We start from the raw sequence: 25403 nt of genomic DNA, 5'->3' as shown, positions 1-25403 counted from the left end.
AGGTGAGCCGGTTGGTCTGGTGATCAGACCGGTCTACCTCGAGGTGGAACGCCGCGGACATCAGTGCGCTGCTTGGCGCCGTCGATGCCCATGCCCGTGAAGCCACTGGTCCCCTCGGCTTCGGTGAGCGGCGCGACGGTCAGGTTCAGCTCGGCCTGAACCCGGACCTGGTGCGCCCACGGAGCCGACGGTCGAGCGGCCGGGGCCACCCGGACAGCCGACAGCGGGACGACGGCAGCGGGCAGCGCCAGCGGACGCTCGTTGATGTAGATCTCCATTGGTGCCACCTCCCTGACGTTTCCTCGATGCCGACTGGGTCTCCACCCCCGTGAGCAGCCGGAATGGCGCTGCTCGCGAGGTGTGTCCTGAGGCTATTCCTCGCCCCGGGGCGAGGGCAAACGAATTTACGGGTCGATTTCCAAAGTTTTCTCTGGGCAGACTTCCTCGACCGCCGCGCCGGCCACGAGGGCCAGCACCGGCTCGCCGTACAGGCCGATCTTGCGGGGGCCGATGCCGGCGATCGCGACCAACTCCTCGGCCCGGCCGGGCCGCCGCTCGGCCAGCGCGGTGATGGTGGCGTCGGTGAAGACCACGTACGCGGGGACCTTCTGCGCGGCGGCCACCCGGGCCCGCCAGTCGCGCAGCCGCTCGTACAGCTCCTCGTCGATGTCGGAGGGGCAGGTGGGGCAGCGGCCGAGCTTGCGGTCGGGGCCGGCGAGCAGCGTCGCGCCGCAGATCCGGCAGGAGACCACCTGGTTGCGGCGACGCTCGGCCCGCTTGGGCGCCGCCGCGCCGGCCCGCTCCGTCCCACCGCCGGAACGGTCGAGCTGGGGCAGGAACCGCGACGGCCGCCGGGCCCGGCCGCCCGGCGAGCGGGCCACCGCGTACGACAGCCAGAGCCACTGCCGGGCGCGGGTGATGCCGACGTAGAGCAGCCGGCGCTCCTCCTCGACCTGCTCGGCGGTGCGCGCGTACGTGGTGGGCAGGGTGCCCTCGGAGAGCCCGACCAGGAAGACGGCGTCCCACTCCAGGCCCTTCGCCGAGTGCAGGGACGCCAGGGTCACCCCCTCGACGGTCGGCACGTGCTGCGCGGCGGCGCGGCGGGCCAACTCGTCGGTGAAGTCGGCCAGCGTCACGAGGCGCTGCACGGCGGCGGCCTCGCCGATCGGCAGCACGGGCGGGCTGGCCGCGTGCTCCTCGGCGAGCTGCACCAGGGCCGCGAGCGCCTCCCAGCGTTCCCGGGCCGCGCCGCCGGCCGGGGCGGCGTCGGGGGTCCAGCCGACCGCCGCGAGCCCCTCCACCACGGCGTCGCGCAGCGGGGTCTCGCCGGGGATCGAGCGGGTGGCGGCCCGCAGCGCCACCATCGCCTGGCGCACCTCGGCCCGCTCGAAGAACCGCTCGGCCCCCTGCACCACGTACGGCACCTCGGCCTCGGTGAGCGCCTTCTCGTACGCCTCGGACTGGGCGTTGGTGCGGAACAGCACGGCGATCTCCCGGGCCGGGGTGCCGGCGTCGACCAGGGCCTTGCAGCGGGTCGCCACGGCGGCGGCCTCGGCCGGCTCGTCGGTGAAGATCCGCAGCTCCGGCTCGGGGCCCGGCGGGCGCTGCCCGACCAGTTCCAGGCGCAGCCGCGCCTCGGTGCCCCGGGCCTGGGAGATCACCGCGTTGGCCAGGCCGACCACCTGCGGGGTGGAGCGGTAGTCGCGGACCAGCCGGACCACGGTCGCCCCCCGGTGGCGGCGGGGGAAGTCGACCAGGTACGCCGAGGTGGCCCCGGTGAACGAGTAGATGGTCTGGCTGGCGTCGCCGACCACGGTCACGTCGTCCCGGCCGCCGAGCCACGCCTCCAGCAACCGCTGCTGCAACGGGTTGACGTCCTGGTACTCGTCGACCACGAAGTGCCGGTACTGCCCCCGGACCTGCTCGGCGACGTCCGGGTGCTCCTCGATGCCCCAGACCGCGGCGCGCAGCATGTCCTCGAAGTCGATCACGCCGTTGGCCCGCTTGAGCTTCTCGTACGCGACGAAGACCTCGGCCACCTTCGCCGGCTCGTGCGGGGTGTCGCGCAGCGCCTTGGCGGCGGCGACCACGTAATCCCCCGGCTCCACGAGGGACGACTTGGCCCACTCGATCTCGCCGGCCAGGTCCCGGGCGGCGGCCCGGTCGGCGCGCAGGCCCACCCGGGCGGCGGCGAGCGTGACGATCCGCGCCTTGCTGTCCAGCAGCTCCGGCATCGCCCGCCCGGCGAGCAGGCGGGGCGCGAAGTAGCGCACCTGCCGCAGCGCGGCGGCGTGGAACGTGCGCGCCTGCACCCCGCCGACCCCGAGCGCGGTGAGCCGGGCCCGCAGCTCGGCGGCGGCGCGGGCGGTGAAGGTCACCGCGAGCACGTGCCGGGCGGAGACCTCGCCGGTCAGGGCGCGGTGGGCGATGCGGGAGGTGACCGCCCGGGTCTTGCCGGTGCCGGCGCCGGCCAGGACGCAGACCGGGCCGGCCGGGGCGGTCACCGCGGCGCGCTGCTCCGGGTCCAGCCCGGCGAGCACCCGTTCCGAGCCTGAGTGAACCCCCACAGCGAGGAATCATCTCAGCTGTCCCGGATGTTGCAGCGGTTAGCCTGGCCTGATCGGACGGGCGGAACGGACCTTGGAGGACGCGATCATGTTGACGATGTACTCGACCCCGTGGTGCGGCTACTGCCACCGGCTCAAGTCGCAGCTCGACCGGGAGGGCATCGCCTACCAGGTGGTCGACATCGAGCAGGACCCGAAGGCGGCCGAGTTCGTGATGAGCGTCAACGGCGGCAACCAGACCGTCCCGACGCTGCGCTTCGCCGACGGCAGCGCGCTCACCAACCCGTCGATCACCCAGGTCAAGCAGCACCTCGCCGGTCTGCCGGGCTGAGCCGGACCCCGCGCCACCCGAAGGTGGCCGCCCCGAGCTGCGGGGCGGCCACCTTCGCGCGTCAGCGGGTGGGGTGCGCCACCTGCGGCTCGGGCTCGGCCCCGGCGGCGGCTGCGGCGGGCCGGCGTTGCAGCGGGATCCGGGGCACGCTGGGCGCGGGCGCGGAGAGCCGGCGGCCCCGCCAGAGGAAGACGCCGGCCGCGGTGGTGACCACGCCGACGAGCACGAACAGCACCCGGTAGTCGAGCACGCCGACGAGCAGCGCGCCGGCCCCGATGGAGATCGCCTGCGGCCCGCTGACCAGCGCCTCCGCCGCCGCGACCACCCGGCCGAGCAGGCCCGGCGGGGTGCGGCGCTGGATGAGCGTGTTGAGGCCCACCGTGATCAGCGGGAGCGAGAGCCCGGCCAGCAGCAGCGCCGCGAACCCCAGCCAGATGCTCGGGTAGGCCAGGGCGACGGCGGCGGGGCCGAACAGGGTCACCCCGGTGGCCAGCGCGCCGACCTCGCCGGCGCGGCGCACCAGGGCGGCGGAGAAGAGGCCGCCGACCAGGCCGCCGATGCCCTGCACGGTGACCAGCACGCCGACGAACGCGGCGTCGCGGCGCAGGCCCTGGTCGACGTACGCGAAGATCAGCGACTCGGTGAAGCCCATCACCAGGGAGCCGAGGCCGTAGCCGAGCAGGGCGCGGCGCAGCGCCGGCTCGCCGGCCAGGTGGCGCAGCCCGGCGCCCAGCTCGGCCGTCCAGCGCGACCCGCCGTCGGCGGGCGTGGCCTCGGGCGCGCGCAGCAGGGCGACCACGGCGGCGGCCGTGACGAACCCGGTCATCGCCAGCCCGGTCAGCAGCCAGCCGCCGACGGCGGCGTAGAGCGCGGCCCCGGCGAGCGGGCCGACCAGCCGCAGCCCCTGCCGCACGGTCTGCAGGACGCCGTTGGCGTCGGCGAGCAGCTCGACCGGAACGAGTTGCCGGATCAGCCCGGCCAGCGCCGCGCTCAGCGTCAGGTACGACAGCCCGTAGAGGCCCGCGACCACATAGATGATCCAGACGTCGCCGGCCCGGGAGACCGTGAACAGCGGGGTGAGCAGGGCGGCGGTGGCGAGGTTCGCGGCGACGAAGAAGGGCCGCCGGGGGTGCCGGTCGACGGCCCAGCCGACCAGCGGCGCGAGCACCATCGGCGCGATGATCGCGAAGATGGTCGCGCCGGCCAGCCCGTCGGAGCCGGTCAGATCCTTGACCCAGATCGCCAGGGCGAGCAGCAGGATCGACTCGGCGGCCATGCTGGCCAGGAGTGCGCCGAACAGCAGGCGGAAGTCGGGGCGACCCAGGACGGTGCGCATCGGGTTCCTCTTCTCGGGGCGGGGAGGGGTTTCTGTTCTCGGGTTTCTGGAAGACACGCGCCTGTCGGAGGCTCCCGACGCCGGCCGCGCCGTCCATACTGACCGTGGGGGGCGAATTTCATACAGTTACCGTCGCGTCCCGCGGCGGTCGACGGAGATGAGGACACCGTGCCTCCTACCGGACCGAGCCCAGTGCTGCGCCGCCGCAGGTTGGGCCTTGAGCTGCGTAAGCTGCGCGAAGCCGCCGGCCTGACGGGCGACCAGGTCATCGCGCGGGTCGGCTGGGCATCCGCGTCGAAACTGTCCCGGCTGGAGAACGGCCGCAGCCGTCCCGACCCCGCCGACGTCGCCGCGCTGCTCGACCTCTTCGGCGTGACCGAGGCGCAGCGCGGCGAGCTGCTCGGCATCACCGGCGAGGCCGGGGACATGCGGGGCTGGCTGCGCAAGTACTCGGTGATGACCCCGCAGCAGCGGAGCTTCGCCGAGCTGGAGGCAGGCTGCGCGGAGATCCTGGAGTACAACCCGGTCCTGGTTCCGGGGCTGTTGCAGACCATCGGGTACGCCCGGCTGCGGATCGTCTCCGCCCGCCAGATCGAGTCCTGGGCCGGCGAGTCGGAGCACGGCGGGACGCCGGAGGACGAGGTGGCCGCCCGGGTGGCCCGCCAGTCGCTGCTGAGCCATCCCGACGCGCCGCGCTACACGGCGGTGCTGGAGGAGTCGGCGCTGGGCCGGCGGGCCGGTCCGCCGGAGGTGCTGCGGGAACAGCTCGCCCAGCTGTGTGACCTGGCCATGCTGCCGCACGTCACGCTGCACGTGCTGTTGCGGGACACCCCGATCGGCAACTGGTATCTCCCGCCGACCGCGTTCTCGATCTACCGGTTCGCCGACCCGCTCGACCCGGAGACGCTGGCGATAGAAGGTGGCTTCACCAACGCCATGTCGACCGAGGTAAACACCCTAAATGCCTATAAAGTGGCTTTCGAGTGGTTGCGCTCGGCGGCGCTCTCCGCGACGGACACCACCTCCTGGCTCTTCGAGGCGGCGGGGCGGCTGGCCGAGGCGGCAGGCCCGTCCACGGCGGCCCACGGGTCGGCAACGGCGCCGGCCCAACGCCGCCGGCACTCCGACCGCCTGACGGATCGGTGAGGACCGGCTCGCCCGGGCGCGCGAAGCCACTCGTTCCATCGGTACAGTCCAATCAGGAGCAGACCATGAACGAGATCCCCGACATGTCCTCCGTTCTCGCCCGGCGGCTGGCCGACGCGCCCTGGCGGACCAGCACCCGCAGCCAGACCTCCAACTGCGTCGAGGTGGCTCCGCTGCCCGGCGGCCCGGCGGCCGTGGCGCTGCGGGACAGCAAGGACCGCGGCGGGCCGGTGCTGCTCTTCGACCGTGCCGGCTGGGCGGGCTTCATCGCAGGCACGAAGGACGGGCAGTTCGACCTGAGCTGATCGTCCCGGCCCGATCGGGGCCGCCGGCCTTGTGCCGGCGGCCCCGATCTGCCGTTCAGGCCCGCGACCACGCGCGGCGCGACGTCATCCGATTGGGGGATACGGCGCTCCGACCGTCTCGTTCCATTTGCTGGGACGCGGGCCGCGCGTAACATGTGTCGACAGAGTGACGTGGAACTTCCACCGAGTGCCGTGCGTCACCGTCGCATCCGGAGACCATCATGCGGTTCCTGATCGTTCGCACCGACATCCGCGCCGCCGCCGACGTCGACATCGCGGTCGCCTGGGCCGGCGGTGGCCGGGTGCGCGACGAGATCGTCTCCCCCGAACCGCGCCGCCAGGTGGTGCACGCCGAGGACCGGGAGGCCGCCCTGCTGCTGGCCCGGGCCCTGTCCACGGTGGGCGCGGTCCGCCGCGGCAGGCAGCGCGTCAAGGTGCTGCCGCTCGACGACGCCCCTCCCCGCTGAGCCCGGCCCCGCTGGAGCCGGCCCCGCTGGAGCCGGCCCGCTGCTGGACCTGCTCCCTGCTGGACCCGACCCGTTGCTGGGCCTGACCCCTGCGCCGCTCACTCTCCGCACTGACGGCCGAGGCGCTCCCGGGCTCTGGCCGATCTCACCCTCCGTCATGCCTCTCGGCCCCGCCACACATCCCGCGCTCCCTTTGCTCTGCACCCGCCCACGCAGCACCCGTGGTGAGCAGTGACTTTGCAAGAGGGTGGCCGGCGGCGGCCAGATGGTTCCACTACTTTCGGCAACCGTTGCGGATCCGGGTGCAGAGCAAAGGGGGCGGAGCGCAGGGTTGCCGCCGGGGCCACGCGGGCGAATTCTGCGAACTCAGGGTGACGGCGAGCCGCCCCTGCGGGCCGCGCGTCAGGCACCCGCCGCACCCGCCGCGGCCGCGGCCGTCGCCGCCAGGTCGCCGCGAGCACGAGCCGAGCCGCGCCGGTGTCAGCAGTGGCCGTCGAGCCAGCGGTGGATCAGGAAGAGCGCGATCGACGAGGGCGGGGGCAGGAGCAGGTGCTCGCCGCCGTCGACGGCCACCGGCCGCCCGGCCAGCGCCGCGCCGATCTCCCGGCGGCTGAACCAGCGGGCGTACGCGATCTCCGTCGGGTCCACGCGCACCGGCTGCGCCGGGTCGGCCAGGGCGACGAAGCCCAGCATCAGCGAGCCGGGAAACGGCCAGGACTGGCTGCCCGCGTACGTGATGGTCCCGACCGCGACGCCGACCTCCTCGTGGACCTCGCGCACGACGGCGTCCTCGGCCGACTCGCCGGGCTCCACGTAGCCGGCGAAGCAGGAGAAGCGGAGGCCGCCCCCGGTGCGCGGCCAGGCCGCGTTGCTGCCGAGCAGGCAGGTGCCCTCGGGCCCGGCCACCCCGTCGTGCACCAGCGCGATCATCGCCGGGTCGGTGCGCGGCCAGACCCGGTCGCCGGTCTCGTCGACGCGGGACCAGCCGGCCTCGTCGACCCGGGTCGGCTGGCCGGTGACCGAGGAGTAGCCGTGCCGGGCGTGCCAGTTGGTCAGCGCCAGCGCGGCGGTGAAGATGCCGGCGTCGCGGTCCAACAGCAGGTGCCCGACCTCCCGCAGGCCCACGGCCCGGGTGCCCGGCAGCTCCGGCAGCGGCGAGTCCACCGCGAACACGGGCGCGCCGTCGGGCTCGACGCCGAGGAACATCGGCACGGAGCGGGGCACCTCGGGCAGCTCGCCCGAGCCGAGCAGCACCAGCTCCGGCGGGGACGCGTCGGCGCGGACCAGGGCCCGGCCGTCGGCGGCGGAGTCGAGCACCAGGACCCGGGCCCGCTCCCACGCCTCGGCCAGCCACTGCGGGTCGGTGCGCCGGTGCGCGGCCCGGTCCAGGGTGGACCGGGCCAGCGGCGGGGCAGTCTCCCCGCCCCCGCCCCGGGCCGGCCCGCCCCCGGCGGTCACGGCCGGACCGGCTCGGTGCGGACGGGGGCGAGGGCCGACAACGCGGGGGCGACCCGCTCGGCGTCGCCGAGCACCACGGTGACCGCCCGGGCCGGGGCCAGGTAGCGCTGGGCCACCTCGGCCACGTCGTCGACCGTGGCCTTCGCCAGCCGGGCGGCGTGCTCGGCGAGGAACTCCAGGCGCAGCCCGCTGCCCGCGTACGCGCTGGTCAGCGACGCCAGCCCGGCCTGGGTGGACATGCCGAGCTGGAGGGTGCCGAGGGCGTACTGGCGGGCCTGCTCCAGCTCGTCCGGCTTCGGCGGGAGCGTGGCGAGGCGGCCCAGCTCGTACGTCGTCTCCAGCAGCGCCGGCCCGGTCACCTCGGTGGCCACCTCGGCACCGGCGACCAGCACCGACCCGGCCACCGAGTGCTCGACCAGCGAGTGCGGCCCGTACGTGTAGCCCTTGTCCTCCCGGATGTTCTCCACCCAGCGGGAGGAGAAGTAGCCGCCGAAGAGCAGGTTGGCCAGTTGCAGCGCGGCGTGGTCGGGGTGGGTGCGGGGCACCGCCGGCAGGGCGATGCGCAGCGACGACTGCACCGACCCGGGCCGGTCGACCAGCAGCAGCGGGCCCGGCTCCAGCGGCGGGGCGGGCGGCAGCTCGGCGGTGTGGCCAGCGCCGTTCCAGGCGGCGAGGGCCTTCTCGGCGGCGTCCAGGGCCCGCTCGGGCTGCACGTCGCCGACCAGCACCAGCACCGCGTCGGCCGGGTGCACCCGCTCGGCGTGCAGCCGGCGCAGCGCCGCCGGCCGGACCGCGCGCACCTGCTCCGGCTCGGGGGTCTGCACCGCGTACGGGTGCTTGCCGTAGACCCGGCGCAGCAGGGCGGTGCGGGCCAGGTGGGCCGGCTGGCTCTGCGCCACCTGGATGCGGTCGACCAGCCGGTCCCGCTCGGTGCCGACCTCCTGACCCGGGTACGTCGCGCCGGTCAGCACGTCGGCCAGGATCTCCAGCATCCGGTCCAGCCCGGTGACCAGGCCCGCGCCGGAGAGCATCAGCCGGTCCGGGTCGATGCCGGCCGACAGCCCGCCGCCGACCGCCTGCAGCTCGGCGGCGATCTGCACGCTGGTCATCGACTGCGTGCCGGAGAGCATGGTCTGCGCGAGCATCGCCCCCCGGGCCAGGTGGGTCCGGCCCGTCGGCATCCACAGCCGCAGCTCGACCAGGGGGACGGCCGGGCGGCGTACCGCGATGACGGTCAGCCCGTTGCCGAGCCTCCGCTCGGCCTGCTTGGGCAGCTTGAGCCTGCGGTTCGGGCCGAGCGGCGGCAACGCCCGCGGCGACACGTCTGCCACACTCATCGGGCACCCCCAGGAACAACCTCGATGGACGCGCGGCGCTCCGGCCGCAGGGTGGCGGCGGCGGCCCGGACCTGCTCGTCGGTGACCTCGCCGACCAGCCGGGGCAGGTCGTTGAGCAGCCCCGGCTCGCCGCGCTGCTGCTCCAGCACCGCCATCCGCAGCGCGCGGCCGAGCACCGCGTCGGTGTCGCGCAGCAGGTGGGTGGCCATCCGGGCCTGGGTGCGGGCCAGCTCGCCGTCGGTCGGGCCGTCGGTGGCCAGCCGGTCGAGCTCCTCGTCGACGGTGCGCAGCACCTTGTCGACGTCCCCGCCGGGCGGCAGGTGCGCCTGGAGCAGCAGGGCGGTGGGGTCGCGCACGTCGAACGGGTCGCCCATGAAGCCCACGTACCCGCCGAGGCTGGTGACCGCGCGGTCCCGCTGGACGAGCCGCTCGACCAGCCGGGACGCGTCGCCGTCGGTGAGCACCTCGGCGAGCACCACGTAGGGCAGGTAGCCGGCGAAGTCGGTGATCGGATCGGGCACCCGCCAGGCCGAGGCCACCGCCGGCAGCGGGGCCAGGGCGTCGGTGTACGACGAGCGCCGCTCGGCGGTCAGGTCGGGCTCGGCGAAGTCGGGGCGGTCGGGGGCGGGCCGGGCCGGCACGTCGCCGAAGTGCCGCTGCACCAGCCCGGTGGCCTCGGCCACGTCGACGTCCCCGCTGATCGCGAGGACGGCGTTGCCGCTGGCGTAGTAGCGGCGGAAGAAGTCGGCCGCGTCGTCGACGGTCGCGGACTCCAGGTCGTCGAAGGAGCCGTAGCCGTCGTGCGCGTTGGGGAACGTGTCGAACATGACCGGCGGCAGGGTCAGCCAGGGGAACCCGCCGTACGGCCGGTTGAGCACGTTGACCCGGATCTCCTCCTTGACCACGTCGACCTGGTTGCGCAGGTTCTCCTCGGTCAGCCGGGGGCCGCGCATCCGGTCGGCCTCCAGGAACAGCGCCCGCTCCAGGGCGTTGCTCGGCAGCGTCTCGTAGTAGTCCGTGTAGTCGTGGTGGGTCGACCCGTTGAAGGTGCCGCCCGCGCCCTGCACGTGCCGGAAGTGGGCCAGCTTCTCCAGGTTCTCCGAGCCCTGGAACATCAGGTGCTCGAAGAGGTGGGCGAAGCCCGTGCGCCCCTCGGGCTCGGAGCGGATGCCGACGTCGTAGACGACCGCCACCCCGATCACCGGTGCGCTGCGGTCGGGGGTGAGCACCACCCGCAGGCCGTTGTCGAGGGTGAACCGCTCGACCGGGTACTTCGTCGCTGGAATTCTGGATCTCCGCGCCGCCACGGGTCGACCCTAGCGCGTCGGGTCAGCCCACGGGTGCGACGGCGGCCACCCGGGGCAGGACCTCCGCGCCGACCCGCTCGGCCTCCTCCCGGTGCGGCCAGCCGGACAGCACGAACTCGTCGACGCCGTGCGAGGCGTACTCGTCGATTCTGGCCGCGACCTCGGCGTAGCTGCCGACGAGCGCAGTGCCCGCGCCCTCGCGGACCAGGCCGATCCCGGCCCACAGGTTCGGCGCGACGGTGAGCGCGTCGGCGGACCCGCCGTGCAGGGCGGCCATCCGGGCCTGGCCGACGGAGTCCATCCGGTGGAACCGGGCCTGCGCGGCGGCGATCCGCTCGGGGCTCATCCCGGCCAGCAGCCGGTCCGCCTCGGCCCACGCCTCGCCCGCGGTCGGCCGGGCGATGACGTGCAGCCGCAGGCCGGTGCGCAGGGTGCGGCCCCGCTCGGCGGCCAGGGCCCGCACCCGGGCCACCCGGGCGGCGATCGCGGCCGGCGGCTCACCCCACATGAGGTACGCGTCGGCGTGCCGCGCCGCCACCGCCTCGGCGGCCGGGGACGCCCCGCCGAGGTAGACGGGCGGCGGCTCGGTCAGCGGGGCGGTCAGGCCGCCGCCGGCGATCCGATAGTGCGCGCCGGTGAAGTCGAACGGGGTACCGCGCCAGGTGCGGCGGAGCACGTCGATGAACTCGCCGGTGCGCGCGTACCGGTCGTCGTGGTCGAGGAAGTCCCCGTACGCCCGCTGTTCGGCGGGGTCGCCGCCGGTGACGACGTTGAGCGCGAGCCGCCCGCCGGAGACGGCCTGGAATGCCTCGGCCTGGGCGGCGACCAGCGTGGGCAGGGCGAACCCGGTCCGCACGGCGACCAGCATGCCGATCCGGTCGGTGTGCTGGGCGACGGCGGCGCAGACGATCCACGGGTCGGGGCAGCCGGAGCCGACCGGGGTGAGCAGCGCGGCGAAGCCGGCCGCCTCGGCGGCCCGGGCGACCTCGGCCAGGTAGCCGACGGTGGCGGCCCGCTCGTGCCGGGCCGCGCCGGCGGTGACGGTGGCGGCGCCGACCTGGTGCCCGTCGCCGGACGTGGGGAGAAACCAGTGGTAGGTCACATCGACCAAACCTAGCAAGAAGGTAGGAAAACCGGGAATAATCCCGAGCACGAATCCCGCGATGTGGACGGCTCTTGACGCCACCGGAACGCTGCCCCAGTCTTCCTACCAACTAAGTAGGAATACTGCGGATTGGACAGACGATGAGACGGCTACCCCTCCGTCGGACGGTGACCCTGGCCGCCCTCGCCGTGCTGGGCGCGGCGACCCTGGGAGCCACCGCCGCCTGCGGCGAGGACGACGGCGCGGCCGCGGGCGGCTCCGGCCCGGTCACGCTCCGGCTCGGCTACTTCCCCAACATCACCCACGCACCGGCCGTCGTCGGGGTGGAGAAGGGCATCTTCGCCGAGAAGCTCGGCAGCGACGTCAAACTGGAGACGAAGACCTTCAACGCCGGCCCGGCCGCCATCGAGGCAATCTTCTCCGGCGCGCTCGACGCGACGTACATCGGTCCCAACCCGACGGTCAACGCGTTCTCCAAGTCCAAGGGCGAGGCGGTCCGGGTGATCTCCGGCGCGGCGTCCGGCGGCGTGGCCCTGGTGGTCAAGCCGGAGATCACCTCCGTCGAGCAGCTCAAGGGCAAGAAGATCGCCACCCCGCAGCTCGGCAACACCCAGGACGTGGCGCTGCGCTACTGGCTCAAAGAGAAGGGGCTCACCGCCACCAAGGAGGGCGGCGGCGACGTCAAGGTCGTCCCCCAGGAGAACGCCCAGACCGTGGAGACGTTCAACAGCGGGACGATCGACGGGGCGTGGGTGCCCGAGCCGTTCGTCTCCCGGCTGGTCAACGCCGGCGGCAAGGTGCTCGTCGACGAGCGCGACCTGTGGCCGGACAAGAAGTTCGTCATCACCAACCTGATCGTCTCCACCAAGTTCCTCAAGGCCCACCCCGACGTGGTGAAGAAGCTGGTCGAGGGCCAGGTGGCGGCCAACGAGTTCGTCAACACCAAGCCCGACGAGTCGCAGCAGGCCATCTCCGACCACATCGGCAAGATCACCGGCAAGCCGCTGGACGTCAAGCTCATCAAGCAGGCGTGGCCGACGCTGGAGTTCACCAACGACCCCATCGCCTCCTCGCTGAAGGCCGGCTTGGACCACGCGGTCGCCGTCGAGCTGACCCAGCCGGTCAGCCTCGACGGGCTCTACGACCTGAAGTACCTCAACGAGGTGCTGAAGACCCAGGGCAAGCCCGAGGTCACCCAACCATGACGTCGACCACGACGACGCCCCGCAGCGCGACCGGCTCGGTCGCGCTGCACGGCGTGACCAAGGTGTACGGGCAGGGCGAGCACGCCGTCCTCGCCCTGGACGGGGTCTCCCTCGACGTCGCGCCCGGCGAGTTCGTCTGCCTCGTGGGCGCCTCCGGCTGCGGCAAGAGCACCCTGCTCAACCTGGTCGCCGGCCTCGACAAGGTCAGCGGCGGGCGGATCGAGCTGGGCGACGGGGTCAACCCCGGCCTGATGTTCCAGGAGTCCGCCCTCTTCCCGTGGCTCACCGTCGAGGGCAACGTCGACGTGCCGCTCAAGCTGCGCCGGCTGCCCCGGGCGCAGCGCCGGGAACGGGTCGCCGAGCTGCTGCGCACGGTGCACCTAGCCGAGTTCGGCCGCAAGCGCCCGCACCAGCTCTCCGGCGGCATGCGGCAGCGGGTCGCGCTCGCCCGCACCCTCGCCCTGGACACCCCGGTCCTGCTGATGGACGAGCCGTTCGGCGCGCTCGACGCGATGACCCGGGACATCCTGCACGACGAGCTGGAGCGGATCTGGGCCGAGCGCAAGCTCACCGTGCTCTTCGTGACCCACAACGTCCGGGAGGCGGCGCGGCTCGCCGACCGGATCATCCTGCTGTCCAGCCGGCCCGGCCGGATCATCTACTCCACCCGGGTCGACGTGCCCCGGCCCCGACGCATCGACTCCCCGGAGATCGCGTCGATCGCCGCCGACGTCACCGACCGGCTCCGTACGGAGGTGGGCCGCCATGGCCAGTGACACGATCGCCGAGGCGCGCGCCGACGCGGAGATCTCCGGGCTCGACGCGCTGGAGATCGCCGGCCGGCAGAAGACGACCACCCGGGCCGCGACCCTCTGGGCGTCCACCTGGCCGAAGCTGGCCGCGCTCGCCATCGCCATCGCCGTCTGGCAGGTCGTGGTGTGGGCGGAGATCTGGCCGCCGTACTCGCTGCCCGGGCCCGGCCCGGTCTGGCAGGAGCTGGTCCGTCAGGCCAGCGGGCCGCAGCTCTGGGACGGCCTGGTCACCACCCTGCGCCGGGCCGCCCTCGGGTACGTCTTCTCCGTCGGCGTCGGCCTGCTGCTCGGCCTCGCCGTGGCCCGGTTCCGGGTGCTGCGGGCGGCCATCGGCTCGATGATCACCGCGTTGCAGACCATGCCGTCGATCGCCTGGTTCCCGCTGGCGATCCTGCTGTTCGAGCTCAGCGAGAAGGCCATCTTCTTCGTCGTGGTGCTCGGCGCGGCCCCGTCCATCGCCAACGGGGTGATCAGCGGGGTGGACTACGTGCCGCCGCTGCTGCAACGGGCCGGGCGCAACCTCGGCGCCCGGGGGCTCAACCTCTACCGGTACGTCATCGCCCCGGCCGCCCTGCCCGCCATCGTCGCCGGGCTGAAGCAGGGCTGGGCGTTCTCCTGGCGCAGCCTGATGGCCGGCGAGCTGATCGTGGTGGGCATCTCGCAGACCTCGCTCGGCGCGCAGCTGACGTACGCCCGGGAGCTGGCCGACGCGCCCTGGCTGCTCTCCACGATGATCGTCATCCTGGTCGTCGGCCTCGGGGTCGACGCCGCGTTCGGGGCGGCGGACCAGGCGATCCGCCGCCGCTGGGGCGTGCTGGACCAGGCCGGGCAGTGACGTGTACGTCTCCGCGCGCAGCGACTACGCGCTCCGGGCCATGCTGGCCGTCGCCGCCACGGCCCACGGCCCGGGCACCGCGCCCGGCGGCGAACTCGCCAAGGCGGCGGCCCTGGCGGAGAGTCAGGCCATCCCGCTGAGCTTCCTCCAGGGCATCCTGCTCGACCTGCGGCGGGCCGGGCTGCTGTTCAGCCACCGGGGCACCGACGGCGGCTACGCCCTGGCCCGGCCGGCCACCGAGATCAGCGTCGGAGACGTGCTCCGCGCGGTCGGCGGGTCGCTCACCTCGGTGCGCGGCCTGCCGGCCGAGGTCGCCGGCTATCACGGCGTGGCCGCCGGACTGCGCGACGTGTGGCTGGCGGTCGACGGGGCGATCGCCCTGGTGGTGGACCGGACGACCCTGGCCGACCTGCTCACCGGTGAGGGCCGGGAACCGGCCGCCCGGGACGGGGCCGTGGCGACGGCCGGGGCCGCCGCCACGCCCGTCGCCGACCCGGTCGGCGGGGCCTGACCGGCCGGTCCACCGGCGAGGCGGTGCCGGCTCAGCGGGCTGGGCGGCACGGGCTCGCCGGCTGGTCGCCGGCCGGCAGCAGCACCCCGGCAGTCGGAGGTGCGGGCTCAGCCGGCGGACCGGTCGGTCACCCCGATGACGGCGCCGGTGAGCTTCGCGTCCGCCCCGTCCGGATTGTGCAGCCCCACCACCCCGGCGGGCTGTCGGGCACTGCGGGTGGGATGCCACGGCGAGAAGGCCGCCGCCGTGGCGAGCAGCAGCCCCGCCCCCGCGACCGCCAACACCACCAGCAGCTCCCGTGCCGCCCCCGACTCGACGTCGCCCGTCATGGTCTTCCTCCCCCCAGCAAGGCCGGTCCCCACCGGCCGTGTTCCCCCACGGCTAGCATCTTCCACCAGGCGCGCGGGCGACAGTCACCGATCGGACCCGCGCCTGCCTGATTCCCGACTCAGTAGCCTGATTATCGACTCAGCCAGGAACCGGGGCGCGGTCCACGACCGGCGAGTGGGGCAGCCAGGAGCCGGGGCACGGCCCCTCCGGGCGGCGACGGGTCAGGCGGAACGGGGGCGACGCGGGCGACGCGACCGGCCCGACGCGCGGTGCCCGGTGCGTCGCCCGTCACCGCCCGCCGCGTCACGGCCGGCCGGGGTGTCCCCCTGGGCACCGGCGGAACGGGGCGTGCCGCCGGACGCGGCGGTGCCGTGGGCGGCGCGGGCGGACCGCGAGCCCCGGCCGGATGCCGCCGGGGCGGACCGCTGCGGCGGCGGGGCGACGACGGTCACCGGCACACCCGACGGCTCGCGGGCACCGGTGACCCGGGCCAGCGCCGCCTCCTCGCCCGGGCGGACCTGGGTGGCCTGCGGCCGGATGCCGGCGGTGGCCATCAGCCGGGACACCTCCCGGCGCTGCTCGGGCAGGACCAGGGTGACCACGGTCCCCGACTCGCCGGCCCGCGCCGTGCGCCCACCCCGGTGCAGGTAGTCCTTCGCCTCGGTCGGCGGGTCGACGTTGACCACCATGTCGAGGCCGTCGACGTGGATGCCCCGGGCCGCCACGTCGGTGGCGACCAACGCGGTCACCTGACCGGTGCGGAACTGCTCCAGGATCCGGGTGCGCTGCGGCTGGGACTTGCCGCCGTGCAGGGCGGCGGCCCGCACGCCCTTGGCCAGCAGCTGGCGGGCCAGCCGGTCGGCGCGGTGCTTGGTGCCCATGAACAGGATGGTGCGGCCCTCGCGGGCCGCGATCCGGGTCAGCGTGGCCGGCTTGTCCTCCGCCTCGACGTGCAGCACGTGGTGGGTCATCGCGGTGACCGTGGCCGTGCCGGGGTCGACGGAGTGCGAGACCGGGTCGGTGAGGAACCGGCGGACCAGCTTGTCCACGCCGCCGTCGAGGGTGGCGGAGAAGAGCATCCGCTGGCCGTCGCCGGCCACCTGCTCCAGCAGCTTGGTGACCTGCGGCAGGAAGCCCATGTCGGCCATCTGGTCGGCCTCGTCCAGCACCGTCACGGCCACCTGGTCGAGCCGGGCGTCACCGCGGTTGATCAGGTCGTGCAGCCGGCCGGGGGTGGCCACGACCACCTCGGCGCCGGCGCGCAGCGCGTCCGCCTGCCGCCCCAGCGACAGGCCGCCGACCACGGTGGCGACGCGCAGCCCCAGCACCCGGGCGTACGGGGCGAGCGCGGTGGTCACCTGCTGGGCCAGCTCACGGGTCGGCACCAGCACCAGCGCCAGCGGACGCCCGGGGCGGGCGCGGCGGCCGGCGGTGCGGTGCAGCAGCGGCAGCCCGAAGGCGAGGGTCTTGCCCGAGCCGGTGCGGCCCCGGCCGAGCACGTCCCGGCCGGCCAGCGAATCCGGCAGCGTCGCCGACTGGATCGGGAACGGCTCGGTGATGCCCTGCGCGGTCAGCTCGGCAAGCAGCGCGGGCGCCAGGCCGGTGGCGGAGAAAGAGGGCAGAACGGTGGTCATGGCAAAGCCTTCCTCGACGCGGCACGTGTCGAGGGAGGGCGCCGGGATGGCGCTGTCGAGCGGCGGCCGGGGCCGCCCGGACTCACAAGCACGAACCGAATGGGGTCGTGGCCGGCCCGCCGCACGAGGGGCGGACCGGCCACGTCGTCACGCCCGGAGGGCGCGACGGATGTTACGGGTGGAACGGGTGCCGGAGATCAGAGCGGGCGGATGTTCTCCGCCTGCGGGCCCTTCTGGCCCTGGGTGATCTCGAACTCGACCCGCTGGTTCTCGTCCAGGCTCCGGTAGCCGGAGGTCTGGATCGCCGAGAAGTGGGCGAAGACGTCGGCGCCGCCGCCGTCCGGGGTGATGAAGCCGAAGCCCTTGTCAGCGTTGAACCACTTGACGGTGCCAATTGCCATGTGTTTCGTCTCCTTGACGGAACGTCGGACCCGCACCTGTTGCGGGCCCGAAGAGGAGCGCTCCGCGCGGGATGCGCGAATCGCCTGTCGCTTCTGGTCGCCCCGCCCGGAGAACTCCGGACACAACAAAGAGCGCCTGGGGCCACAATCCGCCAGGCGCACACAGAGTCTCTGGGAACCATAACTGCAACGCAGCAAGGCTAGCACGGATCTTGTCGCCCGTCACCCGGAAATTTTTGGCCGCGCCCCGGCCGCCGGAGCGTCGGCGCCCGTGGCGACGTGGCCGCGGCCGGCCTCCGGCACGCCCGCGACCAGCGCGGTGAGCCCATCGGCGTCCAGCAGGTCCGCCGGGCGGACGGTCACCCCGTCCCGCACGTAGTGGAAGGCCGCGCCGACCCGGTCGACCGGCACCCCGGCCAGCTCGGCCCAGGCCAGCCGGTAGACGGCGAGCTGCACCGCCGCCGCCTCGGCCTCCACCCCGACCGGCTGCCGCCCGGTCTTCCAGTCCACCACGTCGAACCGCCCGCCCGGCCGGGCGAACACCACGTCCATCCGGCCCCGCACCACCACCCCGGCGATCACCGTGGCGAACGGCACCTCCACCTCCACCGGCACCCGCTGCGCCCACTCGCCGGCCAGGAAGCGCGCCTGCAACTCCGCGAGCGCCTCGTCCGGCGCGGCGTCGGCATCGGCCGCCCCGGGCAGCTCGTCCACGTCGAGCAGCCGGTCCGCGCCGAAGCGCTGCTCCAGCCAGGTGTGGAACGCGGTGCCCCGCCGGGCGTACGGGTTCGGCACGCTCGGCATCGGCCGGCGCAGGGCGCGGGCCAGCTCACCCGGGTCGCGGCGCAGCGCCACCAGCTGGGTGACGGAAAGCTGCCCGGGCAGGACCACCTCGACCGCCCCCGCCCCGGCAACCAGCTCGGCCCGCTCGGCGAGGAGCAGGTCGGCCTCCCGCCGCCAGCGCGCCACCTCCGGGTCCTCGGCGACGACCGGCCCCCGCTCGTCGCCGGCGCGGCCGGAGCGTCCACCCGGGACGGCGGCCTCGCCGCCGGGGACGGCCGGGCCTGCACCCGGGGCGATCGGTTCTGCGTCCGGGTCGGCGAGGAAGCGGCGCACCAGCGCGGCAGCCTCGGCCAGCGCCGGACGACGCCCGCCCAGCGGATCGGCCGGCCACTCGGCGCGCAGCACCACCTCCGTGGTCGGGTTCACCGCGTCACCGGCCGGCTCCGGGGCCCACCGGTCCACCAGCAGCCCGTCGCCGCCGCCGGAGCACGCGTCGTACACCTCCCGCAGGAACGCCGACGGGCCGCGCGGGCGCTTCGTGCCCTCGCCCCACCAGTAGCCGGAGCAGAGCAGCAGCCGCCGGGGGCGGGTCACCGCCACGTACGCCAGGCGGCGCTCCTCCCGCTCGTCGTGCGCCCGCCACGCGTCGGTGAAGTCGGCCAGCGCCCGCGCCACCGCGCGCTGGTCGGCGGCGTCGGCCAGGCCCAGCTCGGGCAGCCCGTCGGCGTCCCCGCGCAGCGGGAACGGCAACACCCCCAGCCCGCCCAGCCAGTGGTCGGAGTTGCGCACCGGCCCCGGCCAGACGCCCCGGCTCAGGCCGGCGACCGCCACCACGTCCCACTCCAGGCCCTTCGCGGCGTGCGCGGTGAGGATCTGCACCGCGCCGTCGACCACCTCCACCTCGCCCGGGGCGAGGCCGCGCTCCTCGTCCTCGGCGGCGGCCAGGTAGGCGAGGAACCCCGACAGGGTCGCCGCCGGGGACTCCCCGCTGAACCGGGCCGCCACGTCGCCGAGGGCGTCCAGGTGGCCCCGGGCCAGGCCGGCGTCGCCGGTGCCGTCCCGGCCCGCCCGCACCGCCACCTCCACGTCCAGGCCGATGGTCCGCTCCACGTCCGCGATCAGCTCCGGCAGCGTCTGGTCCAGGCGGTAGCGCAGCAGGGCCAGCTCCTCGCCGTACGCGCGCAGCCGCGCGTACCCCTGGTCGGAGTACGCCTGGGCCGGCCCGAGGTCGGCCAGCGCCTCCACGTGGGTGGCCTCGTCGAGCAGGTCCACGGCGACCTCCGGCTCGTCCCCGGCGGCGAGCCGGCGACGCTGGGCGGCGATCGACCGGGCCCGCCGGTGCAGGGCCACCAGGTCGCGCGGCCCGATCCGCCAACGCGCCCCGGTGAGCAGCCGCAGCAGCGCCGCCCCGTCGGTCGGGTCGGCCAGCACCCGCAGGGTGCACACCACGTCCCGCACCTCGGGGGTGTCCAGCAGCCCGCCCAGCCCCACCACCTCGACGGGCAGCCCCCGGGCGCGCAGCGCCGTGGCCAGCGCCGGGATCTGGCTGCGCAGCCGCACCAGCACGGCGGTGGTGGGCCGCAGCGGCACCGGTACGTGCTCGGGCAGCGCGCCCGGCATCCCCGCCGCCCCCCGCCACGCCGCGAGAACGCTGTCGGCGATCCAGTCGGCCTCGTCGGCGTACGTCGGCAGGAGCGCGCAGTGCACGGTGCCGGCGGCCAGGCCACCCGGCGTGCGGTGGCCGATCGGGTCGGCGACGCTGAGCGCGGCGCGCAGCTCCGGCACCCGGGCCCCCGCCGCCCGCAGCGGCGTGGCCAGGGCGTTCGCCACCCCCAGGATCTCCGGGCGGTTACGCCAGCTCGTGGTGAGCCCCAGCACGGCGGCGGGCGTGCCGTCGACGCGGGCGAACTCGGCCGGGAAGCGGTCCAGGGTGCCCGCGCTGGCCCCGCGCCAGCCGTAGATGGACTGGCAGGGATCGCCGACGGCGGTCACCGGGTGACCGCCGCCGAACAGCGCGTTGAGCAGCACCACCTGCGCGTGGCTGGTGTCCTGGTATTCGTCGAGCAGCACCACCCGGAACCGGTCCCGCTCGATCGCCCCGACCGCCGGGTGGTCCCGGGCCACCCGGGCCGCCCGGGCGAGCTGGTCGGCGAAGTCCATCGCCTCGAAGTCGTCCTTGCGCCGGCCGTACGCGCGGACCAGCGGCAGCAGCTTCAGCCGGGTCTGCTGCAGGGCGAGCGCTTTGCGCACGTCGGCGTAGACCCGGCCGGGGCGGGACTGCACGTCGGCGAAGAACCGGCCCGTCCAGGCGGCCAGGGCGTCCGGGTCGACCAGGTGCTCGTCCAGCTCGCCGGCCAGGGCCAGCACCGCGTCGGTGATCGTGCTGGGCATCCGGTCCACGCCGGTCATGTCGCCGTCGTAGTTGCGCACCAGCAGGTCCACGAGCTGCCAGCGGGACGCCTCGGTGAGCAGCCGGGTGGTCGGCTCGTACCCGGCGCGCAGCCCGTGCTCGGTGACGATCCGCCCCGCGTACGAGTGGTAGGTGGACACCGTCGGCTCGCCGGCCAGCGGGTCGTCGAGCGGGTCACGGCCCCGCCGCCCCAGCCGGCGCACCAACTGGTCGAGCCGGGTACGCACCCGGTGCGCCAGCTCGCCGGCCGCCTTGCGGGTGAACGTCAGGCCGAGGACCTGCTCCGGCCGGACGTACGCGTTGGCCACCAGCCAGACCACCCGGGCGGCCATCGTCTCGGTCTTGCCCGAGCCGGCCCCCGCGACCACCAGCAGCGGCTCGACCGGCGCGGCGATGATCGCGGCCTGCTCCCGGGTGGGCGCGGGCAGCCGGAGCAGCTTCGCCAGCTCGACCGGCGTGTAGCGGGGGCCGGAGTCGGCGGCCCGGGGCGCCGGGGTGGCGGCGCTGAACAGGGCGGGCTGGGTCACGGGAGGTCCTCAGTTCGCGACTGCGCGACTCGCAAGCTCACTCTGGCTGCTCCCGGCGGAGGGTCGGCGGCTCGACCACCTGGCGCCCCTGCCCGGACACCGGGCAACTCGTGCGCACCGGGCAGACCCGGCACTTGGAGTTGGCGACCGCGGCGAAGGTGGCGGCGGCCATCGTATCGGCGGTGCGCCGGACCAGCGCGGTCGCCCAGCCGGCCGCCGGCCCCTGCCCCGCCGCCGGCTGGCTCTGCTCCCGGGCGTCGCGCGCCCCCGTGCCGAGCTGTACCAGGGCCGCCCCGCCGGACTCGTCGCCGTACTCGGCGAACGCCCCCGCCTCGACCGCCGCCTGGTACGCCCCGAGCTGCGGGTGCTCGCCGATCTCCCGCTCGGTGACCACGGTGGACTTGCCGGTCTTCAGGTCGACCACCACCAGCCGGCCGTCGGCGTCGACCTCCAGCCGGTCGACCCGGCCGGTCAGCTCGACGGGCCGCTGCGGATCGTCCAGGCGCACGGCGAACTCGTGCTCGATGGCCAACAGCCGGCGCGGGTTGCCCGCCAGCCAGCGCAGCAGCTTGTCCACCATCGCCTCGGCGCGTTCCCGCTCGGGACCCACCATCCACCGGGCGGCCAGCTCGATCGCGTCGAACCGGGCCGCCACGTACTCCAGCAGCGCCGACCGGTCGGCGCTGGCGTCCTCGGCGAGCATCGCGGCGGCGTGCACCAGGTTGCCCACCCCCTGCGCGGCGCTGGCCGGGCCGCTGCCGCCGTGCCGCTCCAGCAGCCAGCGCAGGCTGCACCGCAAAGCGCTCTCCATGCCCGACGGGGTGACCCGCACCGGCTCCCCCTCGTCGACCAGCGGCCGGTCGTCGGAGAGGCCGCGCAGCCCCCACCAGTCGTCGGGGTGCGCGCCGGACACCCCGGCGGCGGCGAGGCGGGCCAGCTCGGCCGCCGCCGCGCTGCGCCGGTGGTAGGGCGCGGCCGGGTCGGCCACGGCGGTACGCAGCTCCGCCACCAACGCCGGCAGGGTCAGCGCCCGGGGCGGCCCGGCCACCGGCAGACTCCCCCGGCCGGGCTCCGCACCGCCGTCGGCCGGCGTGCCGGCCCCCGCCTCGCCGCCCGCATGGCCGCCGCTCGCCACAGGGGTGGCCCCCGCTTCGCCGCTCGTCGCAGGGCCGGTGTCGCCACCGCCGTCCGGGCCGCCGTCGGGGGCCGGGCCGGCGGAGTCGCCGCCCGGCGGCGGGGTCGGGTCCAGCTCGTACAGGAACCGGCTGGGCTGCTCCTCGTGGTCGTCGCCGCCCACCGCGGCCGAGGCGACCGCGCTGACCAGCAGCCGGCGGCGGGCCCGGGTCACGGCCACGTGGAAGAGCCGGCGCTCCTCGTCGAGCAGGGCGGAGGTCTGCCCGACGAGGACCGCCCGCCCGCCGTCGCCCGGAGCCTGCCCACCGCGGCCGCCGTCGCCGGCGGCCCGCCCGGTCTGGCCGATGTCGTACCCGCCGATGTCGTTCCCGCCGATGTCGTTCCCGCCGGCGTCGCGGCCGGCGAGCACGTCCACCAGTCGCTCGGAGCCGAGCAGGCTGCCGCGCAGCCGCAGGTCCGGCCAGACGCCCTCCTGCACCCCGGCGACGGCGACCAGGTCCCACTCCAGCCCCTTCGCCGCGTGCGCGGTGAGGAGCCGGACGGCCTCCCCCCGGTCCGCCGTCGGCGCCAGGGTGTCGGCCGGCAGATCCTGGCCGAGCACGTGGTCGAGGAAGACCTCGGTGCGCGCGCCGGGCAGCCGGTCGGCGAACCGGGCCGCCGCGTCGAAGAGCACCAGCACGGCGTCGAGATCCCGGTCGGCGGCCTCGGCCCGCCACCGCCGCGCGGTCTCGTGCTCCCCGGTCGCCGCCCGTCCGAGCGCGATCGCGCCCGCCCAGCGCTCGGCCAGGCCGCTGGCGTCCCACACCGCCCAGAGCACGTCCTCGGCGGTGGCACCCGGCCGCTGGGCCGCCTCCCGGGCGATCGCCAGCAGCCCGGCCACCGCCTGCGCCGGCTCCGCCCAGTGCCGGTCGATCCCGGACAGCTCCTCCGGGTCGCGCAGCGCGTCGACGATCAGCTCGCCGGAGGGGCGGCGGTCACCGACCGCCAGGGCGAGCGCCCGCAGCCCCTGGCGCAGCCGCCGCTCGGCCAGCGGGTCGGCCCCGCCCAGCGGCGAGTGCAGCAGCGCCACCGCCGCCTCCTCGTCCAACCGGGCCGGCTCCAGGGCGCAGCGCAGCAGGAGCAGCAGCGGGGCGACCGCCGGCTGGAGGTGCAACGGCAGGTCCTCGCCGTGCACCACGGTCGGCACCCCGGCCGTGTGCAGGGCCCGGCGCAGCGCCGGCAACTGCCGGGCCGTCGAGCGCACCAGCACCGCCATCCGCGACCACGGCACCCCGTCGAGCAGGTGCGCGGCGCGCAGCGCCTGGGCGAGCCAGGCGGCCTCGCTGGTGGCCGAGCGGAAGGTGCGCACCTCCACCGTGCCGGGCGGGGCGTCGGGCAGCGGGCGCAGCCGCCGGTGGGCCGCCGGGCCACGCAGCCGGCCGGCGAGCCGCCGGGTCGCGGCGATCAGCCCCGGCCCCGCCCGGTACGACGTGGTCAGCACGACCTGGGCGGCCGGCGCCCCGGAGGCGGTGCGGAAGCGGTGCGGGAAGGCGGCCACCCCGGCCGGGTCGGTGCCCCGGAACGCGTACGTGGCCGAGTCGGGGTCGGCGAACGCGACCAGGGACTTGCCGCCGCCGGCCAGCACGGCGAGCAGGTCGAGCTGGGCGGGGTCGGTGTCGGCCAGCTCGTCGACGTAGACGTGGGCGAGGCGGCGGCGCTCGGCGTCCAGCAGCCCCGGGTCGTCGAGCAGCAGGCCGGTGGCGGCCCGGACCAGCTCCGCCGGGTCGTACGCGACCGAGCCACGGTTGCTGACGTCGCGCAGCGCGAGCACGGCCACGTACTCCCGCAGGAAACGCGCGGCGGCCGGCCAGTCGGCGCGACCCAGCCGCTCGCCCAACCGGGCCAGCTCCACCGGGCCCACCCCGCGCTCCGCCGCCCGCATCAGCAGGTCGCGGAGCTGGGCCGCGAACGCCCGGGTGCGCAGGGCCGGCCGCAGGTCCTCCGGCCAGCCGACCGGGTCGTCGTCGGGCTCCTCGCCGACCACGTCCAGCAGCTCCCGGATGATCAGATCCTGCTCGGGACCCGTGAGCAGGCGCGGCGACGGCTCGCCCCGTTCGGCGGCGGCCCGGCGCAGCAGCCCATAGGCGTACGCCGGGAAGGTGCGCACCAGCGGCTCGCGCAGCGCCCGCTGCCCGTCGCCGGCCACCCGGGCCTCGATCCGGCGGCGCAGGTCGGTGGCCTGCCGCCGGCCGAAGGTGAGCACCAGAACCCGCTCCGGGTCGACCCCCTCGGCCACCCGGGCAGCGACCGCCTCCACCAGCACGCTGCTCTTGCCGGTGCCCGGCCCACCGACGACCAGCATCGGCCCGTCGGTGTGCGCCACGACCTCGGCCTGCACCGGGTCGTCCCGCCACCCGTCGCCCCACGCCAGCCCCGCCGCGCCACCCCGCACGCCGTCGCCCGGCGGTGTGTCATCGTCTTGCCGCACGTCGACGTCCTGCCGCAGGTCAACGCGCTGCCGCAGGCCAACGGGCTGCCGAACGTCGTCGCCCGGCCGCACGCCAACGCCCTGCCGCGCGCCGTTGTCGAACCCGCCGTGACCGGTCTGCCCGCCGTGGTCGGCCTGCGCGCCATCGCCGCCCGGCCCGCCGGCCCGACGCTCCCGCCCGGCCGCCCCTTCGGGCCGACCGCCCCCCAACGCCGCCCCGTCGGACCGGCGGTCCCCCCGGGCCGCCTCGACAGGCCGGCGCACCAGCCGGTACGCCTGCATCCCCCCATCCCACCACGCCCCACCGACACTCACCCCACCCCGGGCCTCCCCGCCCCGCTCCGCCTCCTCCCACCCCCGCCCCGGCCCCGGCCCCTCCCTCCGCAGCCTCGCCCTGCGGGGGGCGGGAGGAGGCGGAGCGGGGCGGAGCAAGGGGCAAGGGGGCGGGTCAGGGGAGGTGGGATTCCAGGGTGGTCAGGGCGGCGGGGATGGTGTCGGCCACCAGGAGGAGGTCCTGGCCCGCCGGCTTGAGGAAGTGGCGGTCCGTGAGAGTGGTGAGCCAGTCGAGCAGGGGGCGGTAGAAGCCGTCCGCGTCAACCAGCACCATCGGCTTGGTGTGCAGGGCGAGGGTGGCGGTCGTCCAGACCTCGAACAGCTCGTCCAGGGTGCCCAGCCCGCCGGGCAGGGTGAGGAAGGCGTCCGACTTCTCGATCATCAGCGTCTTGCGGTCGGCCATGCTGGCGGTGACCAGCAGCTCGTCCGAGGCGAGGTCGGCGACCTCCAGGTCGACCAGGGACTGCGGGATCACCCCGACCGTGCGGCCGCCGGCCGACCGGGCACCGTCCACCACCGCCCCCATCATCCCGACACAGCCGCCGCCGCTGACCAGGGTGTGCCCGCGCCGGGCGATCTCCCGGCCGGTCTCGGCGGCGAGGTCCAGCCAGCGCTGGTCGAGGGTGCGGGAGGACGCGCAGAACACGCAGATCGCGGCCACC

General features: G+C 75.4%; 21 protein-coding genes. 8 read left to right on the top strand and 13 right to left on the bottom strand.

Going from position 1 to position 25403, the window contains the following annotated elements; genetic code table 11:
* Positions 1-23: 23 nt before the first annotated feature.
* Together LPA42_RS11810 and LPA42_RS11805 are read right to left on the bottom strand one after the other, a co-directional pair.
* Complete coding sequence (locus LPA42_RS11810) at positions 24-278, bottom strand: hypothetical protein (RefSeq protein WP_043965840.1); 255 nt, start codon at positions 276-278, stop codon at positions 24-26.
* A gap of 126 nt (positions 279-404) precedes the next feature.
* Positions 405-2567 (bottom strand): ATP-dependent DNA helicase UvrD2, encoded by a 2163-nt coding sequence (locus LPA42_RS11805; protein ID WP_077938431.1) that lies wholly within the window; start codon positions 2565-2567, stop codon positions 405-407.
* Positions 2568-2655: 88 nt separating this feature from the next.
* Here LPA42_RS11805 and LPA42_RS11800 point away from each other — a divergent pair, with 88 nt between their 5' ends.
* Entirely contained in the window at positions 2656-2898 is a 243-nt protein-coding gene (locus LPA42_RS11800) for a mycoredoxin (RefSeq protein WP_043965836.1), read from the top strand.
* 61 nt (positions 2899-2959) lie between these two features.
* Here LPA42_RS11800 and LPA42_RS11795 read toward each other — a convergent pair whose 3' ends face one another.
* Entirely contained in the window at positions 2960-4234 is a 1275-nt protein-coding gene (locus tag LPA42_RS11795) for an MFS transporter (protein ID WP_368665524.1), read from the bottom strand.
* Positions 4235-4402: 168 nt separating this feature from the next.
* Here LPA42_RS11795 and LPA42_RS11790 point away from each other — a divergent pair, with 168 nt between their 5' ends.
* From LPA42_RS11790 to LPA42_RS11780, 3 genes are all read left to right on the top strand, one after another.
* A complete protein-coding gene (locus tag LPA42_RS11790) occupies positions 4403-5380 on the top strand; it encodes a helix-turn-helix transcriptional regulator (protein ID WP_077938429.1) in 978 nt (325 codons plus the stop codon).
* 65 nt (positions 5381-5445) lie between these two features.
* Positions 5446-5685: a DUF397 domain-containing protein gene (locus LPA42_RS11785; protein ID WP_077938428.1), complete on the top strand. Its 240-nt coding sequence runs from the start codon at positions 5446-5448 to the stop codon at positions 5683-5685.
* A 221-nt stretch (positions 5686-5906) separates the two neighbouring features.
* A complete protein-coding gene (locus LPA42_RS11780) occupies positions 5907-6152 on the top strand; it encodes a hypothetical protein (RefSeq protein ID WP_043965829.1) in 246 nt (81 codons plus the stop codon).
* 480 nt (positions 6153-6632) lie between these two features.
* Here LPA42_RS11780 and nudC read toward each other — a convergent pair whose 3' ends face one another.
* From nudC to LPA42_RS11760, 4 genes are read right to left on the bottom strand one after another with little or no spacing between them, the layout of a single operon-like run.
* Positions 6633-7610: an NAD(+) diphosphatase gene (nudC, locus tag LPA42_RS11775; protein ID WP_077938427.1), complete on the bottom strand. Its 978-nt coding sequence runs from the start codon at positions 7608-7610 to the stop codon at positions 6633-6635.
* Positions 7607-8947, bottom strand: coding sequence for a pitrilysin family protein (locus tag LPA42_RS11770; protein ID WP_077938426.1), 1341 nt, complete (start codon positions 8945-8947; stop codon positions 7607-7609). The genes nudC and LPA42_RS11770 overlap by 4 nt, the downstream gene beginning before the upstream one ends.
* A complete protein-coding gene (locus LPA42_RS11765; protein WP_077938425.1) occupies positions 8944-10254 on the bottom strand; it encodes a pitrilysin family protein in 1311 nt (436 codons plus the stop codon). The genes LPA42_RS11770 and LPA42_RS11765 overlap by 4 nt, the downstream gene beginning before the upstream one ends.
* 22 nt (positions 10255-10276) lie before the next feature.
* A complete protein-coding gene (locus LPA42_RS11760; protein ID WP_077938424.1) occupies positions 10277-11356 on the bottom strand; it encodes an LLM class flavin-dependent oxidoreductase in 1080 nt (359 codons plus the stop codon).
* A gap of 143 nt (positions 11357-11499) precedes the next feature.
* Here LPA42_RS11760 and LPA42_RS11755 point away from each other — a divergent pair, with 143 nt between their 5' ends.
* Genes LPA42_RS11755 through LPA42_RS11740 form a run of 4 tightly spaced genes read left to right on the top strand, consistent with a single transcriptional unit; the run spans position 11500 to position 14722 of the window.
* On the top strand, positions 11500-12564 hold the full coding sequence (locus LPA42_RS11755) for an ABC transporter substrate-binding protein (RefSeq protein WP_077938423.1): 1065 nt from the start codon (positions 11500-11502) through the stop codon (positions 12562-12564).
* Complete coding sequence (locus tag LPA42_RS11750) at positions 12561-13340, top strand: ABC transporter ATP-binding protein (RefSeq protein WP_043965821.1); 780 nt, start codon at positions 12561-12563, stop codon at positions 13338-13340. The genes LPA42_RS11755 and LPA42_RS11750 overlap by 4 nt, the downstream gene beginning before the upstream one ends.
* Positions 13330-14211, top strand: a complete 882-nt coding sequence (locus LPA42_RS11745; protein ID WP_077938422.1) for an ABC transporter permease — start codon at positions 13330-13332, stop codon at positions 14209-14211. Before LPA42_RS11750 ends, LPA42_RS11745 begins: the two co-directional genes overlap by 11 nt.
* Before the next feature lies 1 nt (position 14212).
* A complete protein-coding gene (locus tag LPA42_RS11740) occupies positions 14213-14722 on the top strand; it encodes an Rrf2 family transcriptional regulator (protein ID WP_077938421.1) in 510 nt (169 codons plus the stop codon).
* 107 nt (positions 14723-14829) lie between these two features.
* Here the strand turns inward: LPA42_RS11740 and LPA42_RS11735 are convergent, their stop codons facing one another.
* The 6 genes from LPA42_RS11735 to LPA42_RS11710 all read right to left on the bottom strand — a co-directional run bounded on the left by LPA42_RS11735 (position 14830) and on the right by LPA42_RS11710 (position 25402).
* Positions 14830-15051 carry a hypothetical protein gene (locus LPA42_RS11735; RefSeq protein WP_043965817.1) on the bottom strand — a complete coding sequence of 74 codons (222 nt, stop codon included), beginning with the start codon at positions 15049-15051 and terminating at the stop codon, positions 14830-14832.
* Between the two features lie 222 nt (positions 15052-15273).
* The gene (locus tag LPA42_RS11730; protein ID WP_077938420.1) at positions 15274-16686 is read right to left on the bottom strand and encodes a DEAD/DEAH box helicase; all 1413 of its coding nucleotides are present in this window, start codon (positions 16684-16686) and stop codon (positions 15274-15276) included.
* A gap of 197 nt (positions 16687-16883) precedes the next feature.
* Entirely contained in the window at positions 16884-17087 is a 204-nt protein-coding gene (locus LPA42_RS11725; RefSeq protein ID WP_043965813.1) for a cold-shock protein, read from the bottom strand.
* Between the two features lie 222 nt (positions 17088-17309).
* Complete coding sequence (locus LPA42_RS11720) at positions 17310-20807, bottom strand: ATP-dependent DNA helicase (RefSeq protein WP_228986546.1); 3498 nt, start codon at positions 20805-20807, stop codon at positions 17310-17312.
* 37 nt (positions 20808-20844) lie between these two features.
* Positions 20845-24675: an ATP-dependent DNA helicase gene (locus LPA42_RS11715; RefSeq protein ID WP_228986554.1), complete on the bottom strand. Its 3831-nt coding sequence runs from the start codon at positions 24673-24675 to the stop codon at positions 20845-20847.
* Positions 24676-24856: 181 nt separating this feature from the next.
* A complete protein-coding gene (locus tag LPA42_RS11710) occupies positions 24857-25402 on the bottom strand; it encodes a TIGR00730 family Rossman fold protein (RefSeq protein ID WP_077936745.1) in 546 nt (181 codons plus the stop codon).
* Between the last annotated feature and the right edge of the window lies 1 nt (position 25403).

The sequence above is a fragment of the Micromonospora sp. DH13 genome (genome assembly GCF_020873825.1).
GTDB classification, from domain to species: Bacteria; Actinomycetota; Actinomycetes; order Mycobacteriales; family Micromonosporaceae; genus Micromonospora; species Micromonospora haikouensis.
This window is presented reverse-complemented; position numbering and strand designations above follow the sequence as displayed.

What these genes read in the sequence shown, in the direction of transcription:
- LPA42_RS11810 (WP_043965840.1), bottom strand. Translation starts at nt 278, where the DNA reads ATGGAGATCTACATCAACGAGCGTCCGCTGGCGCTGCCCGCTGCCGTC.
- LPA42_RS11800 (WP_043965836.1), top strand. Translation starts at nt 2,656, where the DNA reads ATGTTGACGATGTACTCGACCCCGTGGTGCGGCTACTGCCACCGGCTC.
- LPA42_RS11795 (WP_368665524.1), bottom strand. Translation starts at nt 4,234, where the DNA reads ATGCGCACCGTCCTGGGTCGCCCCGACTTCCGCCTGCTGTTCGGCGCA.
- LPA42_RS11785 (WP_077938428.1), top strand. Translation starts at nt 5,446, where the DNA reads ATGAACGAGATCCCCGACATGTCCTCCGTTCTCGCCCGGCGGCTGGCC.
- LPA42_RS11780 (WP_043965829.1), top strand. Translation starts at nt 5,907, where the DNA reads ATGCGGTTCCTGATCGTTCGCACCGACATCCGCGCCGCCGCCGACGTC.
- LPA42_RS11770 (WP_077938426.1), bottom strand. Translation starts at nt 8,947, where the DNA reads ATGAGTGTGGCAGACGTGTCGCCGCGGGCGTTGCCGCCGCTCGGCCCG.
- LPA42_RS11755 (WP_077938423.1), top strand. Translation starts at nt 11,500, where the DNA reads ATGAGACGGCTACCCCTCCGTCGGACGGTGACCCTGGCCGCCCTCGCC.
- LPA42_RS11750 (WP_043965821.1), top strand. Translation starts at nt 12,561, where the DNA reads ATGACGTCGACCACGACGACGCCCCGCAGCGCGACCGGCTCGGTCGCG.
- LPA42_RS11745 (WP_077938422.1), top strand. Translation starts at nt 13,330, where the DNA reads ATGGCCAGTGACACGATCGCCGAGGCGCGCGCCGACGCGGAGATCTCC.
- LPA42_RS11735 (WP_043965817.1), bottom strand. Translation starts at nt 15,051, where the DNA reads ATGACGGGCGACGTCGAGTCGGGGGCGGCACGGGAGCTGCTGGTGGTG.
- LPA42_RS11730 (WP_077938420.1), bottom strand. Translation starts at nt 16,686, where the DNA reads ATGACCACCGTTCTGCCCTCTTTCTCCGCCACCGGCCTGGCGCCCGCG.
- LPA42_RS11725 (WP_043965813.1), bottom strand. Translation starts at nt 17,087, where the DNA reads ATGGCAATTGGCACCGTCAAGTGGTTCAACGCTGACAAGGGCTTCGGC.